This window comes from Seohaeicola sp. 4SK31 (genome assembly GCF_028802875.1).
Classification (GTDB): Bacteria; Pseudomonadota; Alphaproteobacteria; order Rhodobacterales; family Rhodobacteraceae; genus Seohaeicola.
Genome location: NZ_JARAMP010000008.1, coordinates 163,104 through 179,420, shown reverse-complemented (window position 1 = coordinate 179,420; position 16,317 = coordinate 163,104). Strand labels below are relative to the sequence as shown.

Here is a 16,317-nt window from a genome sequence, read left to right as displayed (position 1 = left end):
TGTCAAAGAGCGTCGGAGCCGTAACCCCAAGAGACAAAATCAAACCGAGTGCGCTCTAACTACAAGCGCAACCCGCTCAATCTATCCCCAAATTCTCACCCGGATCTCCCTCAGCAGCACCGCCGCCTCGTTCCGTCCGGTCCCCAGCGCCGCGTCTCTGCGTCGCCGTGAGGGGCTATTTAGGGATAAGCTGATCTGGCCGCAAGAGGAAAATTCACGAAAATCGAAAATGCTGTGCAACTCTTTGCCGGACTGCCTGCCAGAGCGGCACAAGGCCCTTGCCCTGTTGGCCCAGCCACCTGCGACCGCAGTCCGTTTCAACGCGCATCTCGCGGATCAGCGGACGGTGACAACCGATTCCCCGGTGCCCGCTCCGGCGAATCTGGCCCTGGATTCGCCGGCCAGCGGGCCAGATCCGGAATCGCAGCCCGAGTCGGGCCGCCGATTCACCTCCACCGCCCGGGTCACCCGCTCCCGTCACGGCGCGCGACCAGCAGTTTGTCGATCCGCCGCCCGTCCAGATCGACCACCTCGATCCGCCAGGCACCCTCTTCCAGCGTCTCGCCCACCTGCGGCAGACGGCCCATCCGGTCCAGCACCATCCCCGCCACGGTCTGATAGTCGCGGTCCGCCTCCAGTTGCAGGCCCAGCGCATCGGCGAACTCGTCCACCGGCATCCATCCCGCCACCAGCAGGCTGCCATCCTTCCGGGTCACCATCTTGGGCTCGGCCTCGCCATCCTCATGAAAATCGCCGGTGATCGCCTGCAACACGTCCATCGGGGTGATGATCCCCTCGAAGTGGCCGTATTCATCATAGACCAGAACCATATGCGCGGGCGCGCGCCGCAGGTTCTCGATCACATCCAGCGCGCCCTGCCCGTCCCGCACCACGGGGGCCTCGCGCAGCACGGCGCGCAGATCGAATCCGTCGCCCCCCCTGTCGGCGACCAGCAGGTCACGCGCCACCAGCACGCCCACGATATTGTCCGGCTCCCCCTCCCACACGGGCAGCTTGGACCGGGTCAGCCGGTCAAGCCGCTCCAGAAGCCCCGCCCGGTCCAGATCCAGGGGCAGCATCTCCACATCGCTGCGCGGCGTCATCAACCCACGGGCCGAACGATCGGCGATCCGCATCACCCCGGCGATCATCCGGGTCTCGGCAGGCTTCATCGCCCCCGCCGACTCGGCTTCCGAAATGATCAGACGCACTTCCTCATCGCTCACCTGCTGTGCCTGATCACCGGACTGCCCCAACAGGCGCAGCACCAGCTTGCCCGAGCGATCCAGCACCCAGATCAGCGGGGCGGCCACAGTCGCCACCAGCTGCATCATCGGCGCCACCCGCGCGGCCACCGCTTCGGGGGCACGCAACGCGATCTGCTTGGGTACCAGTTCCCCCACGATCAGCGACAGATAGGTGATCGCCACCACGACCGAGCCCACCCCCAGCGGCAGCGCCACACCGGACGAGACACCCTGCGCCAGCAGAAAATCCGACAGCCGCGCGCCCAGAGTCGCACCCGAGAAGGCCCCCGACAGCACGCCCACCAGCGTGATGCCGATCTGCACGCTGGACAGGAACCGCCCCGGATCCGCGGCAAGGCGAATGGCCGTCACTGCTCCCTTGCTGCCGCGATCCGCCATCAGTTGCAGCCGCGCGGTCCGGGCCGACACGATGGCCAGCTCCGACATCGCCAAAAGACCGTTGAGCAGGGTCAGGCACAGAACAATTCCGATCTCGATATACATATATGTCCTCAATGGGCGGCCATGACGCGGGCGCGACTGGTTCAGCGTTACAATATAGGTGACGTGACCGCGACGAACATCAACCGCGCAAGGCCCGCAGCAGACTGACCACAGCGTCCCAGACATCCACGACACGGGCCAGCGCATGCTCGTGCGCCGCAAAGCCCTTGCCCTGACCGTCCTCGACCTCCGCCGCCATGGCCGCGATCAGGCGTTCCAGTCGGCGTTGATGCAGACCAAGACGCGCCTGCACCGGATCGGCAAGGATACCGGCGAAAGCCGCCATGACCGCGCCCAGCATCACCAGCGCGACCACTACCCCAGTCATCAACCACGGCGACACGCCTACAGGAAATAGGCCATACCAGACCCCGCCCAAGGTCTGGCCCAAGGGAAAATCCGCAACCGCCGCGCCATGGGCGACCACACCGGCCAGATTTGGCGCCATCGAGATCATCCCCGGCGTCAGCGCCCGAAACACCAGCGCGCCCACCAACAGCAGGACCAGCGCCGTCGCAATCTCGGCCACGGCGGTCCGCGTGCCGGAATAGCCCGACACCATGCCCGCCAGCCGGCGGCCCTGCGCCGTGGCCTCTGCGGGATCTCCCTGCTGGCGCAGCACGGGGCGCAACTGCGGCGCCGACAGGATCGCTTGCAGCACCGCCGCATCATGATCCGGCGCAGGCTGCGGCCACGGCAGCCCCAGAAGCTCGGTCACCACCGCCCGCTCGACCCGCGCGCCCACGCGCGTGCGCAACAGGATGGACCGCCCGCGCAACCACGCTGCGACCCGCCTTGCGCCCAGCACAGCCGCCACCAGAGCCAGCAACCGGATCAGCGCATGGACCGGGGCCAGCACCAGATTGACGGGGGCGCGCAGGATATCACCGCCCAATGCCGCCCCATGCAGATGCAAGGTGCCGCGCAAGCGAAAATGACGGGCCACAAAGCCATCGACCAGCGCCGCACGCGCCCGGATCTGCTGCGCCGCCTGCGCCCGCACCGGATCGCCCCCTCTGGCTGACCGTGTCGGCGCGCCCGCCATGGGTCGCGTGATGATCCTGCTCATGACTTTCGTGTTCCGCTGCGATCCGCCGCGATCCGGCGGCATGCTACATATATATATATGCATGTCACAGGTTGGATGCAGCCGTCCCCGCGTCAAGATGTGATCCACCGATCAGGAAGGCAGGCGCGCGGAACAGGCGCAACCGTGACGGGTCGGAGTCACACAGCGGCAGGATTATTTTCAGGCGGGGGTTGCAGGCTTGAACCTTCATCTACACCTCACGCAACATGGCCGGACGACCCGGCGCAAAGGACCCTGATCTTGGACTATCTTTATCTGCTTGGTGGCATCGTCGGACTGTTTCTCGGCGGCGAAGCCCTCGTGCGCGGCAGCGTCGATATCGCCCGCCGCTTGGCCATCCCTCCCCTGCTGATCGGCCTGACCGTGGTCGGCTTCGGCACCTCAACCCCCGAACTGCTGGTCTCGGTCGATGCCGCCCTCCGCGGCGTGCCCGATATCGCGCTTGGCAATGTCGTGGGCTCCAACATCGCCAATATCCTGCTGATCGTGGGCCTGTCCGCGATGGTCTGGCCCATCCGCGTGCTGGGCGACACGCTGCGCCGCGACACCGCCGTGATGATGGCGGCAGCCGTGGCGCTGGTGCCGATCTTCGCCATGGGCGTGATGGGCCGCCCCGCCGGCGCCATGCTGGTGGCCGGCCTTGCCGCCTATCTGGTCTGGGCCTACCGCCAGTCCGGCTCCGCCCCCGAGGAAGAGGACGGCGCCAAGCCCCCCGCCACCATGCTGATCTCGCTGCTCTGGGTCGCGGGCGGTCTGGCCGCGCTGATGGTCGGTGCCCGGTTTCTGGTGGACGGGGCCGTGTCCATCGCCCGCGACTTCGGCGTGTCCGAGGCGTTCATCGGCCTGACCATCGTCGCAGTCGGCACCTCCCTGCCGGAACTGGCCACCTCGCTGATCGCCGCCTTCCGCCGTCAGTCTGAAATCGCCATCGGCAATATCGTCGGCTCCAACATCTTCAACATTCTGGGCATCCTCGGCGTCACCGCCCTGATCGCCCCGATCCCGGTCTCGACCCGCTTCCTGACCTTCGACGTGCCGATCATGATCGCGGTCTCGGCCGTGCTGACCTTTCTGCTGGTCACGCGCCCCAGCATCGGGCGCGGCATCGGTCTGATGATGCTGGTGGCCTATGTCGCCTATGTGGTAGCAGCACAGGGATGAAGATGCCCGCAACCCTGTTCAGAACCAGTGCCGCCGCGATCCTGTCGCGGCTGCTGCTGGTTCTGGGGTTGCTGCTGGGCGATCTGATCCCCGACCCGCGTGCCGCACAAGCCGCTGTCGCCCCCACCGGGGCGGCGGACCTCATGGCCGATGCGACGCCTGCGATCCTGCCCACGGACAGCGCGCGCCTGATCGCCGCCCTGCCGCAGGACGACACCCCCGATGCCGTGACGGCGCGGCCCTCGACCCTGCCACTGCAGCGCGCCACCGCGCAGACCATCGCCCCCGCGCTTCGCATCGCGACACCACCCCGCGCCGCCCATCTGCGCCCCTATCCCCACGGTCCCCCCGCGGTCTGAGCCTTCGACGCCAGACAACCGCAACACATCAAGGACCGTTTCCACATGAAAAGATCACCATGGGTCGTCATGACCTATGCCGTGCTGCTGCTGCTCGCAGTGGCCACGGCCATTCCCAACTTCCTGACCGACAGCCAACGCGCGCGCCTGCCCCAATGGGCCACGGCGCAGACCGTCTCGCTGGGTCTCGACCTGCAAGGCGGCGCGCATCTGCTGCTGGCGGTGGACCGCCCCGCGCTGTCCGAAGCGCGGCGCGACGACCTGCGCGCCCTCGTGGCCGAGGCGCTGCGCGACGCGGACCTGCCCCCGGCCCGGATCACCATGACCGACCAGGGCATCACCCTGCCCGCCTCACCCGCCGCGGAACAGACCATCGCCGCCGCCCTGTCGCAAGCCGCCATTCCCGGCGCGCCCATCGCGGTGACGCTGGACCGGACCGCTGACCAACTCACCCTCACGCTGACCGAGGCCGGGCTGGACCATGCCGCTACCGACGCCGCCGACCGCAGCCTCGAGGTGATCCGCCACCGCGTCGATCAGGTCGGCGTGTCCGAGCCGGTGATCAGCCGCGTCGGGGCCGACCGCATCCTTGTGCAGATGCCCGGCGTGGAAAACCCCGGCCAATTGCGCGACCTTCTGGGATCGACCGCGAAGATGAGCTTTCACATGGTCGCCCCCGCCACCGGACCGGGCGTCAGCGCCCTGCCGATGCGCGACGGCACGGGCACCCTGCCCGTCGAGGACCGCGTCGCCCTGTCCGGCGAAAGGCTGGACCGCGCTGCGCTGGCCTTCGACCAACAGACAAAACGCCCCGTCATCAGCTTCGGCTTCGACCGCGCCGGGGCCATCCGCTTTGGCGAGCTGACGGCCGAGAACGTGGGCCAGCGCTTTGCCGTGGTGCTGGACGGTCAGGTCCTGACCGCCCCGGTCATCCAGCAGGCCATCCCCGGCGGTCAGGGCCAGATCACCGGCGATTTCACCGTGGACGAGGCCCAGACCCTCGCGGTGCTGCTGAACTCCGGCGCCCTGCCTGCCTCGCTCGAAGTGATCGAGGAACGCAGCGTCGGGGCCGCCCTTGGCAGCGACTCCATCATCACCGGCCTGATCACCGGTGCGCTGGGTCTGGCGCTGGTCGTGGCGATCATGGTCACGCTTTATGGTGGCTGGGGCCTGCTCGCCAGCGCCGTGCTGGGGCTGAACGTGATGCTCACCCTCACGGCCTTGGGGATGCTGGGCGCGACCCTCACCCTGCCGGGCATCGCGGGCATCATCCTGTGCCTTGGCATCGCGGTGGACAGCAACATCCTCATCTTCAGCCGCATCCGCGAGGAAACCGCGGGCGGCGCGTCGGCCACCAAGGCGCTGCGCCTTGGCTACGAGCGCGCCTGGGCCACGATCCTCGACGCCAACCTGACGACGCTTCTGGCGATGCTTGTCCTGTTCTGGTTCGGCGCCGGTGCGATCCGGGGCTTTGCTGTGACAATGAGCCTGGGCATCGTGATCTCGATGTTCACCGCCATCGTGCTGATGCGGGCCATGATGGAGTCCATCCTGCACTGGCGCGCCATGCGGCGGCTCGACATCGCGCCCCTGATCGGCCGCGTCACCGCACCCGGCACCTTCGGCTTCATGCGGCAGGGCGCGCTGGCCCTGTCCGTCTCGGCGCTGCTGTCCCTCGGGGCCATCGGCGCGCTGGTCTGGCCCGGCCCCACGCTGGGCATCGACTTCACCGGCGGCGTGCAGATGGTGCTGCAATCCCCCACCCCCGTGCCTCTGGCCGAGATGCGCACCGCCCTGGCAACTGCCCTGCCGGGCGATGCCAGCCTGCAAGCCTTCGCCGATCCGACGCAAGTCTTGCTGCGCGTGCAGGGCGCGGCCGGACCCGACACCGTTCAGGCCGTCGAACAGGCCGCCGCCAGCGTCGTGCCGGGCATCAGCTTTCCGCAGATCGACCTTGTGGGCCCCAGTTTCAGCGCCGATCTGGCATGGGCGGGCGCGCTGGCCCTGTCCCTCGCGGTCTTTGCCATGCTCGCCTATATCTGGCTCCGGTTCGAGTGGCACTTCGCGCTGGGGGCCATCGCCGTCCTGTTTCTGGACGTGACCAAGACCTTCGGCCTCATCGCCCTGATGGGATGGGAAGTGAACTTGACCACCATCGTCGCCTTGCTCACGCTGATCGGCTATTCGGTCAATGACAAGGTCGTCGTCTATGACCGCATCCGCGAACATCTGCACGACGGCGGCGATCAGCCCCTGTCACAGGTGATCGACCGCAGCCTCAATCAGGTGCTGGGCCGCTGCCTCTTCACCTCGGGCACCACCATCGCCGCGCTTCTGCCGATGGCGCTCTGGGGTGGTCCGGCGGTGGCGGGCTTTGCCGCCCCGATGATCGCGGGCGTGGTGATCGCCACGGCCTCGTCGCTCTTCGTCGCAGGCCCGGTGCTGGCATGGCTGGCCCGCCACGGTCTGGCACAGCCCGCGCCCCTGCCCTATGGCGACAAGGTCGAGGGGATGGTGGCGCAGGCGGAACGCTAAGCCCCGCCCCCCCCAGCGCAGACAAAGGAAAACCCCGCCCGCAGCACGGCGGACGGGGTCAATCGCTCTCAGCGCAATCGGTTTACAGGACGACCAGCAAGGTCCCGATGATCGTCCCCGTGATCACCAGATGGATCAGGCAAAAGCCCATGATGTCCTTGGCCTTCAACCCGGCAACCCCCAGCATCGGCAGCGCCCAGAACGGTTGCAGCAGGTTCGTCCAGGAATCCCCCCAGGCCACCGCCATCACCACGCGCGAGATATCCGCGCCCAGCGCCTGCGCCGCCGGCAGGATCACCGGCGCCTGCACCGCCCATTGACCGCCGCCCGATGGCACGAACAGGTTCACGATCCCCGCGCTCAGAAAGGTCCAGAACGGCAGCGTGGCGGCGGTCGAAATGCTCACGAACCCTTCCGACAGGCTCTCCGCCAGACCCGACTGGGTCATGATCGCCATGATCCCCGCGTAAAACGGAAACTGGATCACGATACCCGCGCCGCCCTTGATGCCATCGTTCAGCGCATCCAGCAGATTGCGCGCCGTGCCATGCATCACGATCCCCAGAAACAGGAACATGAAGTTCACGATGTTCAGATTGATCGCGCCACCGCGCACAAACCAGTAGTGCCCCAGAAACAGCAACCCCGGCACCCCGATCAGCAGCATCAGCACCCGGCTGCTCTCAAGGTATTCCGCCGGTCGGGTCGGCGTGAAGACGGGCTTCTCATCCTCGCCCAACTGGTCGCGCGTGACATAGACGCTGTCCTGTTCGGTGGGCAGCATCAGCCGGTTGACCAACGGGATCACCACGAACAGCACCGCCACGATGATCAGGTTGAACCCGGCAAAGATCGTGTCACCCGTGCCGATCACGCCGATCTGGCCTTCGGTGAAATGCCCCGGCGTCGCCACCGTCAACGGGATCGACCCGGACACGCCCCCATGCCAGATCACGAAACCCGAATAGGCCGCTGCGATCAGCAAACGGTAATCCACGCGCACCTGACGTGCCAGTTCCTTGGCGAACAATGCGCCCACCACCAGACCGAATCCCCAGTTGATCCATGACGCCAGCAGCGACACAACCGAGACGAGCAGAATCGCCGCCCCGGGCGTCTTGGCCAGCCCGGCCAGCAGCGCGAGGACCTTCTTCACCGGCGGCGAGGAGGCCAGAATGAACCCCGTCACCAGCACCAGCAACATCTGCATCGAGAACGCCAGCAGCGCCCAGAACCCGTCGCCCCACATCTGCGCGACCGCGACCGGATGGGTGCCTTCGAACAGAATCGCCGCCGCAGCAGCGATCAGGGTCAGTAGCACCACGAAGATGAAAGGATCGGGCAGATACCGCTCCATCAGCTTTACGGCGGGTTGGGATAGGGCTCTCAGCATCCGGCTCTCCTATAGATGGTGTATTTGATAACGAAGCGCCCTATTGGTTGCGTAGCGCCCCGGTGTCAACCAATGCGCCCCGGAACGGACACCGCAGCCCCCCGCTCCACGGTCGCCCCGATGCCTCCATGCCGCCCCGCAGGATGCCTGATGCCCGCCTTTGCATCCGCAGCATCCGCTCTGCCCGAAAATTAGGCAGCACCCGAACGGCCCTATTGGCCCTTTCCCGCGCATATCGTTAGCGCAAGCGAAGCGGACTTGCGTTGCAGCCCCGCTAGCCCATATATGCGCAGAAACGGGTGCCGGCGTTCGGCGCCGGAAATGCTTGGGTTTAAACGCGAAATGTTCGTCTCTGCCGATCTGAAACCCGCACTCTCGCGCCGCCATTTCCTGGCCGCGACGGCGGCCATTGCCAGCACCTTTCCCCTGCGGCTTTCCGCACAGGAAAGCGGCACTCCCGCCGATGCTGCGCCGCAGCAATTTTCCTTCGACATCCTGTCCGAAGAGATGCGGCTTCTCTCGACCGAACCGCACCGCGTGCCCGAACCCGTGGGCGGCTTTCTGGCCGAACTGGATTACGACGACTACCGCCTCGTGCGCTTCCGCCCCGACCGCATGCGTTGGGCCTCCGAGACCAGCACGCTGGCGCTCGCTGCCTTCCCGATGGGCTGGCTCTTCAAGGAACCCGTCATCCTTTATGAAGTGGCAGGCGGCATGGCCACCGAGATGCGCTTCACGACCGAGGATTTCGAGTATCTGAACGATCTGGGCGACCGGATCCCGCCGATGACCGACATGCCCGGCGTCGCAGGCTTCCGCCTGCACCACCCGCTGAACCGCCCCGATGTGATGGACGAACTGGTGGCCTTTGTCGGCGCCAGCTATTTCCGCGCGCTCGGGCGCGGCTCGGCCTATGGTCTCTCGGCCCGCGGCCTTGCCCTGAACACCGCCACCGCCACGGGCGAGGAATTTCCCCGCTTCTCGCGCTTCTACATGGAACGCGGCACCGGCCCCGGCCTGATCACGATCTACGCCGCGCTGGAAAGCCCCAAGGTGACAGGGGCCTACCGCTTTGTCTTCTTCCCGGGCGCTACGACCACGATCGAAGTCACCGCGCGGCTTTTCTTCCGCGAGGATGTCGAAGAACTGGGCATCGCCCCGCTCACCTCGATGTATCTCTATTCGGAAAAGAACCACACCCAGTTCGACGACTTCCGCCCCAAGGTGCATGACAGCGACGGCCTGCGGATCCTGCGCGCCGATGGCGAGGCGATCTGGCGGCCGCTCAACAACCCGCCGCGCCTGTCGGGCAGCTATTTCCCCGAAACCGCCCCGCGCAGTTTCGGCCTGCACCAGCGCGAGCGGGATTTCGAACAGTTTCAGGACACCGAGGCGAATTACCACCGCCGCCCCTCGCTCGACATCGAACCGATGGGCGACTGGGGCAACGGGCATGTGCGTCTGGTCGAGATCCCCTCGGATCTGGAAGCCAATGACAATATCGTCGCCTATTGGGTGCCCGAAGCCCCGGCCCGTGCCGGAGACTCGCGTGAATTCGCCTATAGAATGCACTGGGGCGACCTGCCGCTTGATCCCGCCGACCCCATCGCCCATGTGGAAGTCACCCGCGCCGGTCATGGGGGTGTTGCGGGCGTCGAGATCGAAGACGGCCTGCGCAAATTCGTGATCGACTTCCGTGGCGGCTTCCTTGACCGCCTCGGAGCCGAGGCCGAAATTGCCCCGGTGGTGACCGTCGCCAATGGCGAGGTGATCAGCAACGTGTTGCAGCGGGTGCCGCAGAACGGTGTCTGGCGGTTGTTCATCGACGTGCGCGCCGAGGATGACGCGGTCGTGGAACTGTCAGCCCATCTCGCGGGTTACGGACGCAAATTGACGGAAAACTGGCTTTATCAGTGGATCAACGCAAGATGAATGACCTTTCAGGCATATTCCAGGCCGATCCCGACAGCCTGGCCCTGCAACAATCGACGCCGCCCGAGGCCCCCATGGCGATGCCGCCGCAAGTGCTGGAGCAGCGCCCGCGCAGCGTGCTGTCTTTCGTTCTGGCCGCGTTCCGCCCAGCCCGGCAACCCTCTCGCGGGGTCTGACCCATGTCCTTGCCCTCTGACCGGCGGGTATTCCTGATCCGCACCGGTCTGCTGATGGGCAGCGTGCTCATCGGATGGGGCGGGTTTCTGCTCTTCCTGCGCTATGGCGCGGCCGATGGGCTGGACGTCATGGATCTGGTGCGCGCCGCACTGATCCTGATTTCCACCTTCTGGCTGGCGTGGGGCGCATTGCAGGCATTCGCCGGTCTGACCACGCGCCCCCCCGCCGTGCCGCGCCATGACGGGCCGATCACATCGCGCTGCGTCATCCTCGTCCCCGTCTATAACGAGGACCCGGCCGCCACCTTTCCCCGCATCGCGGCGATGGACGCATCCCTGCGCCGCACCGGCTGTGCCGAGCGGTTTCACATCGCCATCCTCTCCGATACCCGCGACGACACGGTGGCCGAGGCCGAGCAGCGTGGCTTCCTGCGCCTTTTGAACCTGACCGGGGTCGAAGGCCGCATCTTCTATCGCCGCCGCGACAACAACCGTGGCCGCAAGGCCGGCAATATCGAGGATTTCATCACCCGTTCGGGCGCCGCCTATGATCTGGCCGTGATCCTTGACGCCGACAGCCTGATGGAAGGCGCGACCATGGTCGAGATGGTCCGCCGGATGGAAGCCGACCCCAAGCTGGGCCTGCTGCAAACCCTGCCGCAGATCGTGAATGCGCAATCCCGCTTTGGCCGCATCCAGCAATTCGCCGCCGCTTTCTACTCACCCATCTTCTGCCGTGGCCTTGCCATCATGCAGGGTCGCACCGGCCCCTTCTGGGGCCATAACGCCATCGTCCGCGTCCGCGCCTTCGCCGAAAGCTGCGGACTGCCCGAACTCTCGGGCCGCCCGCCATTCGGCGGCCATATCCTCAGCCATGATTATGTCGAAGCCGCCCTTCTGGCCCGCGCAGGCTGGACCGTGCGCGTCGATGACGATCTCACCGGCAGCTTCGAGGAAGGCCCCGAAAACATGGTGCTCCACGCCAAGCGCGACCGCCGCTGGTGTCAGGGCAACCTGCAACATTCCCGTCTGCTCACCGCGCCCGGCCTCAAACCCTGGAGCCGCTTTGTCTTCGTCCAGGGCATCCTCGCCTATCTCTCGCCGGTGATCTGGCTGGCCTTCCTGCTCTGCTCCATCGCGGCCCCCGTCTTTGCCCCGCCCATCGACTATTTCCCCATCGAAGGCTGGCGCTGGCCGGTCATCCCGGTGTCGCATGCTTCCAAGGCGCTGGCGCTGGCGATCTGCATCGTGGGCCTGCTGTTCCTGCCCAAGATCCTGATCCTGATCGACGCGGCCCTGCGCGGCCGCGCCCGCGGTTTCGGCGGGGCCGGGGCCGCCGCCCGCGCCGTCGGGGCGGAACTCCTGTTCTCGGCCCTCTCGGCCCCGGTCTTTCTGATGTTCAACACCCGCTCGGTCCTGCAGGTCGTGGCCGGGGTCGATGGTGGCTGGCCCGCACAGACACGCGGCGACGGTACGATGACGGTGGCCGAGTCATGGGCCGCCAGCCGCTGGATCGTGATCAGCGGCGTCCTCGGCGCGGCCCTCGCGGCATGGCTCTCGCCCGCGCTGCTGCCCTGGCTGGCCCCGGTGCTGCTGCCCATGATGGCCGCTCCCCTCATCATCGCCTGGTCCTCCGCGCCCGCGCGCAGTCCGCTCTTCCAGACCCCGAACGAGGCCGCGATGCCCGAGGTCCTGATGCTGGACCGCCAATTCCGCGCCATCTGGCAACCCGACAGCAAGGTCGTCCGCATCAGCGCCGCCTGACGAATGCCGCTTGCATGTCGCGCGTCTTGCGCCACAGTCTGCCCCGCACCACAGTTTCAGCCGCATGAAAGGACAGACCGATGGACAAGGCCACCCATGACAAGGGAATGGAGATCCGCCGCGCCACCCTGGGCGACGCCTATGTCGACCGCGCCATCGCCAATATGGACGATTTCACCCGCGAGCTTCAGGAACTGGTCACCACCTATTGCTGGGGCGAGGTCTGGGGCCGCGACGGGCTGGAGCGCAAGACACGCTCGACCATCAATCTGGCCATGCTGGCCGCCTTGAACCGCCCCCACGAATTGGGCGCGCATGTCCGCGGGGCCATCAACAACGGCATGACCCCGGACGAGATCAAGGAAGTCCTGCTTCAGGTCGGCATCTATTGCGGCGTGCCCGCGATGATCGACAGCTTCCGCGTCGCCCGCACCGTGCTGGACGACATGCGGTCCGAGGGCGCGCTGGACTGATCCCGCTCAGGCGTCGATCGGCACGCGCAACCCCTCTCCTTCGGCCCGGTTGGAATTCACCGCCGGGTCCACACGCCACGCCTCCAGCAAACCGGGGCCGGGTGGCCGCATCAAGGCCGCCGCCCCATGCCCCGCCTCGCCCAGCCAGAGCGGCCAGTCCTCGGGCCCAAGGATCAGCGGCACCCGGTCATGCAGCGCCGCCGTATCCGGCCCCGCCGCCGTGGTCACGACCGCACAGGTGGCCATCCGCGCCTCCTCGGGCCCCCAGTCCTGCCAGATCCCGGCCATCACCATCAGCGCCTCATCCCGCCGCCGGATATACCATGGCAGCCGCGCACCCCCGGCGCCCTTGGTCCATTCGTAAAACCCGTCCGCCGGGATCAGACAGCGCCGGGCCCGCGCCGCCGCGCGAAAGGCGGGCTTCTCGGCCAAGGTCTCGGCTCTCGCATTGATCAGCAGCGGGCCATCTGTCGGGCTTTTGTACCACTGCGGCACAAAACCCCAGCGCATCCCGCGCAAGCGCCGCCCCCCCTCGCCCGCCGTCGTCACCACATGCACCTGCACCGTGGGACAGATATTGAACCGCGGTACCGGCGGCAGGTCATTGGCAGGCTGCGCCTGAAACAGGCGCGCCATCGCATCATGGGGCAGGGTCAGGGCGAAACGTCCACACATCCCGCCAGACTGCCGCAACCGCAGCCACAAATCCAGCGCCCGCCCCCTCACCGTTCGTCAAATAGGCGAAATCCGGACCTCACCCCAGCCGGACCGACAGCCGCAAATGCGCCAGCGCCAGCCCCATCAGCGCCGCCGCCACCAGACCCAGCGGTGCCAGCCCGACCCCGGCCAGCACCAGCCCGCCAAGGGCCGATCCCAATGCCGCGCCCACATAGATGCCCGCCGCATTCAGCGCCAGCATCACAGGGGCCGCCGCGGGGGCCATCCCGATCAGCCGCGCCTGCTGCGCCGCCATGAAGGACCAGCCGAACACCGACCACAGCACCAGCAACCCCATCGCAAACGTGCCGGACAGAGCCGTGCTCTCGCCCTCCGCCAGCGGCAGGGCCGAAAATCCCGGCAGCACCCCGATCTGCGCCAGACACAGGAAGGTCAGCGTGCGCGCGGGCCCCACCCGGTCGCTCAGCGCGCCGCCCATCACATTGCCGAACACGGCCCCGATCCCGCAGACCAGCAGCGCCAGCGTGATCCCGTCGCGCCCCCAGCCCAGGTTCTGTGACAGAAGCGGCGCGACGAACGTGTTCACCACATAGCCCGCCGTCAGGAAACTGGCCGTGAACCCCACCGCCAGCATCAGCCGTCCGTTCCGCATCACGCGCCCCAGATCGCGCAGGGTGACCGGCTGGAACGACAACCCGCGTGGCACGATGGTCCAGATCAGCCATAAACAGGGGACCAGCACCAGCAGCACCACGGCAAAGGCCACCCGCCAGCCATAGGTATAGGCGATGAAGCTGCCCAGCGGCAGGCCCAGCACCTGACTCATCGTCATGCCGAAGAATACCGCCGCCAAGGCCTTGGCCCGCCGCTCCGGTGCGCTCAACCCCGCCGCCACCGCTGCGGCCACGGGCGTAAATATCCCCGCGCCTGCGGCTGCGAAAACGCGGCTCGCATGCAAAGCCGCTTCCGTCGGCCAGAGCACGGGGATCAGGCATCCCAGCCCGAACAGCGCCAGCCCTGCCGCCAGAACCCGCCTGCGCCCGATCCCCCCGGTCACCGAGACCAGCACCGGCGACAGCACCGCATAGGCCAGGGCATAGGTCGTCAACACCGCCCCCGCCCGCGCCGGCGACACCTCCAGATCCGCCGCCAAAGGCTCCAGCAACCCGATGATCATGAAGGCCCCCATGCCGATGACGAAATTCGACACCGACAGGACCGCGATCAGCAGGCCTGGCGCGGCCTGCACAGAGGCCGAGACAGGAGAGGGGCTGGCAGACAACATGCCGCCTCATGCCACAGCCGCCCAGCGCCCGCATCCGCAAAACGACGCGCCGCGGCCTGCCTCATTTCATCGTGATCCGCCCGTCCACATAGGGCTGATAGGGGGCGTTCGCCGCCATGTAATCCGCCAGAACATCCGCAAGATCGGGGCCGAAATCATAGGCATTCATCCCCTCCGTCTCGAACATGGCGTAACCGTCGCCGCCGCCGCGCATGTAATTGTTGGTGACCACGCCATAGGTCCTGCCGGGGTCCAGCGCCACCCAGACGCCACCCTCCATCACCTCGGCACGGACCAGGCGCGCACCGGCCTCGGCCGCAGGATCAAAGACATAGCGCAGCCCCGCCACCTGCGGGAAACGCCCCGCGCCCTCGTCGATTTGGCTCAACCCGTTCTCCAGCGCTGCCATTACCGTGGCCCCCGTCGCTTGAAACGTGGACAGCGTGTTCTGAAAGGGCAGCACGCCCAGCACATCGCCCATCGTCACCTGCCCCGCCGCGATACTGGCGCGCAGGCCCCCGCCGTTCTGGATCGCGATGCTGATCCCCTGATCCTTCACACGGGCCAGCATGGCATCGGCCACCAGATTGCCCATGGTGCATTCCCTGATGCGACAGGTCTCCCGCCCGCCGTCGATATCCGCCGCCGCCTCGGCCACCACGCGGGCTTTGACCTCCGCGATGGGACCGGCCAGTTCCGCCACCCGCGCCGCGATCACCGGATCAGGCGTCACGCTGGCATCCAGCAGGATCGTATCCCCGCTGGCCGCCGTCACATGCCCCGCCGCATCGAAGTCCAGCACCAGATGCCCCAGATACTTGCCATAGGCAAAGGCCTGCACCACCGGCACGCTGCCCACCATCTGCGGATAGGGCAGCGCCCCCTCGGCGGTATTGCTCATCAGCGTATGGGAATGACCGCCCACGATGGCATCCAGCCCCGGCACCGCCGCCGCCAGATCCAGATCGCGCGGCAGGCCCACATGGGTCAGGGCGATGATCTTGTCCACGCCCGCCTCCTCCAGCATCGCCACATCTTCCCTCAAGGCCACTGCCTCATCCGCAAAGACGACATCGTCGCCGGGGCTCGAGGTTTCGACCGTATCCACCGCCAGCGCCGACACGATCCCGATCCGCGCGCCCCCGACCTCCAGCACCACATGGTCACCCACGCGGCCCGCCAGCAGGTTCGACCGGCTCACGTCGATATTGCCCGAAATCACCGGAAAGCCGACCTTGTCCAGAAACCCCGCCAGACCCGCCGGCCCGTCATCGAATTCATGATTGCCCAGGGCCATGACATCAAAACCGATGGCCTCCATGAACTCTGCTTCAGCGGCCCCCTTGTAGGTGGTGTACATCAGACTGCCCTGAAACTGGTCGCCCGCATCCAGCAGGATCACGTTCTGCCCCTCCGCCTCCAGCGCCGCGCGCAAGGCCGCAACCTTGGCCGCCAGACGCGCCACCCCGCCGAAACAGTCGCCCGCCGCATCATCCGCGGGCGCGCAGGTCGAATCGAATCTGGTGATCGGCTCGATCCGGCTATGCAGATCGTTCACATGCAGGATGTGCAGCCGATACTCAGCCTGGGCCGCAGCCGCAGACACAAACAGCGCCGCAAGCGCAAATACGGGGCGAAAGATCACGGGCCGGGGTCTCCCTCTGGGTGTCTTTCATCGGATCGTGACCCAGGGACCCTGCCCTGTCAAAGCCGAACTGCC

At 66.9% G+C, this 16,317-nt stretch carries 13 protein-coding genes; 7 read left to right on the top strand and 6 right to left on the bottom strand.

Annotated features, from left to right (window positions below; translation table 11 throughout):
- Positions 1 to 464: 464 nt before the first annotated feature.
- Together PVW27_RS09055 and PVW27_RS09050 are read right to left on the bottom strand one after the other, a co-directional pair.
- Entirely contained in the window at positions 465 to 1,751 is a 1,287-nt protein-coding gene (locus PVW27_RS09055) for a hemolysin family protein (protein WP_274557022.1), read from the bottom strand.
- 79 nt (positions 1,752 to 1,830) lie between these two features.
- Entirely contained in the window at positions 1,831 to 2,820 is a 990-nt protein-coding gene (locus tag PVW27_RS09050; RefSeq protein ID WP_274557020.1) for a DUF6635 family protein, read from the bottom strand.
- Between the two features lie 261 nt (positions 2,821 to 3,081).
- On the opposite strand from PVW27_RS09050, the gene PVW27_RS09045 reads away from it, so the two are divergent.
- The 3 genes from PVW27_RS09045 to secD are packed head-to-tail and all read left to right on the top strand — an operon-like array spanning position 3,082 to position 6,896.
- Positions 3,082 to 4,002, top strand: coding sequence for a calcium/sodium antiporter (locus PVW27_RS09045; protein ID WP_274557018.1), 921 nt, complete (start codon positions 3,082 to 3,084; stop codon positions 4,000 to 4,002).
- Between the two features lie 2 nt (positions 4,003 to 4,004).
- Entirely contained in the window at positions 4,005 to 4,361 is a 357-nt protein-coding gene (locus PVW27_RS09040) for a hypothetical protein (RefSeq protein ID WP_274557017.1), read from the top strand.
- Positions 4,362 to 4,406: 45 nt separating this feature from the next.
- Positions 4,407 to 6,896, top strand: a complete 2,490-nt coding sequence (gene secD / locus PVW27_RS09035) for a protein translocase subunit SecD (RefSeq protein ID WP_274557015.1) — start codon at positions 4,407 to 4,409, stop codon at positions 6,894 to 6,896.
- Between the two features lie 82 nt (positions 6,897 to 6,978).
- Here the strand turns inward: secD and PVW27_RS09030 are convergent, their stop codons facing one another.
- On the bottom strand, positions 6,979 to 8,289 hold the full coding sequence (locus PVW27_RS09030) for a short-chain fatty acid transporter (RefSeq protein ID WP_274557013.1): 1,311 nt from the start codon (positions 8,287 to 8,289) through the stop codon (positions 6,979 to 6,981).
- 342 nt (positions 8,290 to 8,631) lie between these two features.
- Between PVW27_RS09030 and PVW27_RS09025 the strand changes: the two genes are divergently transcribed.
- The 4 genes from PVW27_RS09025 (at position 8,632) to PVW27_RS09010 (ending at position 12,634) form a co-directional block, all read left to right on the top strand.
- Positions 8,632 to 10,221, top strand: a complete 1,590-nt coding sequence (locus PVW27_RS09025; protein WP_432762069.1) for a glucan biosynthesis protein — start codon at positions 8,632 to 8,634, stop codon at positions 10,219 to 10,221.
- Entirely contained in the window at positions 10,218 to 10,397 is a 180-nt protein-coding gene (locus PVW27_RS09020) for a hypothetical protein (protein ID WP_274557010.1), read from the top strand. Before PVW27_RS09025 ends, PVW27_RS09020 begins: the two co-directional genes overlap by 4 nt.
- 3 nt (positions 10,398 to 10,400) lie before the next feature.
- On the top strand, positions 10,401 to 12,161 hold the full coding sequence (mdoH, locus tag PVW27_RS09015; RefSeq protein ID WP_274557008.1) for a glucans biosynthesis glucosyltransferase MdoH: 1,761 nt from the start codon (positions 10,401 to 10,403) through the stop codon (positions 12,159 to 12,161).
- Positions 12,162 to 12,241: 80 nt separating this feature from the next.
- Positions 12,242 to 12,634 carry a carboxymuconolactone decarboxylase family protein gene (locus PVW27_RS09010; protein ID WP_274557007.1) on the top strand — a complete coding sequence of 131 codons (393 nt, stop codon included), beginning with the start codon at positions 12,242 to 12,244 and terminating at the stop codon, positions 12,632 to 12,634.
- 6 nt (positions 12,635 to 12,640) lie between these two features.
- Here the strand turns inward: PVW27_RS09010 and PVW27_RS09005 are convergent, their stop codons facing one another.
- From PVW27_RS09005 to PVW27_RS08995, 3 genes are all read right to left on the bottom strand, one after another.
- Positions 12,641 to 13,309 (bottom strand): SOS response-associated peptidase, encoded by a 669-nt coding sequence (locus tag PVW27_RS09005; RefSeq protein WP_274557005.1) that lies wholly within the window; start codon positions 13,307 to 13,309, stop codon positions 12,641 to 12,643.
- A 79-nt stretch (positions 13,310 to 13,388) separates the two neighbouring features.
- Positions 13,389 to 14,597, bottom strand: coding sequence for an MFS transporter (locus PVW27_RS09000; protein ID WP_274557003.1), 1,209 nt, complete (start codon positions 14,595 to 14,597; stop codon positions 13,389 to 13,391).
- Between the two features lie 61 nt (positions 14,598 to 14,658).
- Entirely contained in the window at positions 14,659 to 16,242 is a 1,584-nt protein-coding gene (locus PVW27_RS08995) for a bifunctional metallophosphatase/5'-nucleotidase (RefSeq protein WP_274557002.1), read from the bottom strand.
- Between the last annotated feature and the right edge of the window lie 75 nt (positions 16,243 to 16,317).

Coding starts and splice junctions, on each gene's coding strand:
- PVW27_RS09030 (WP_274557013.1), bottom strand. CDS start 8,289: ATGCTGAGAGCCCTATCCCAACCCGCCGTAAAGCTGATGGAGCGGTAT.
- PVW27_RS09025 (WP_432762069.1), top strand. CDS start 8,632: ATGTTCGTCTCTGCCGATCTGAAACCCGCACTCTCGCGCCGCCATTTC.
- PVW27_RS09010 (WP_274557007.1), top strand. CDS start 12,242: ATGGACAAGGCCACCCATGACAAGGGAATGGAGATCCGCCGCGCCACC.
- PVW27_RS09000 (WP_274557003.1), bottom strand. CDS start 14,597: ATGTTGTCTGCCAGCCCCTCTCCTGTCTCGGCCTCTGTGCAGGCCGCG.
- PVW27_RS09040 (WP_274557017.1), top strand. CDS start 4,005: ATGCCCGCAACCCTGTTCAGAACCAGTGCCGCCGCGATCCTGTCGCGG.
- PVW27_RS09050 (WP_274557020.1), bottom strand. CDS start 2,820: ATGAGCAGGATCATCACGCGACCCATGGCGGGCGCGCCGACACGGTCA.
- PVW27_RS09020 (WP_274557010.1), top strand. CDS start 10,218: ATGAATGACCTTTCAGGCATATTCCAGGCCGATCCCGACAGCCTGGCC.
- PVW27_RS09055 (WP_274557022.1), bottom strand. CDS start 1,751: ATGTATATCGAGATCGGAATTGTTCTGTGCCTGACCCTGCTCAACGGT.
- mdoH (WP_274557008.1), top strand. CDS start 10,401: ATGTCCTTGCCCTCTGACCGGCGGGTATTCCTGATCCGCACCGGTCTG.
- secD (WP_274557015.1), top strand. CDS start 4,407: ATGAAAAGATCACCATGGGTCGTCATGACCTATGCCGTGCTGCTGCTG.
- PVW27_RS09005 (WP_274557005.1), bottom strand. CDS start 13,309: ATGTGTGGACGTTTCGCCCTGACCCTGCCCCATGATGCGATGGCGCGC.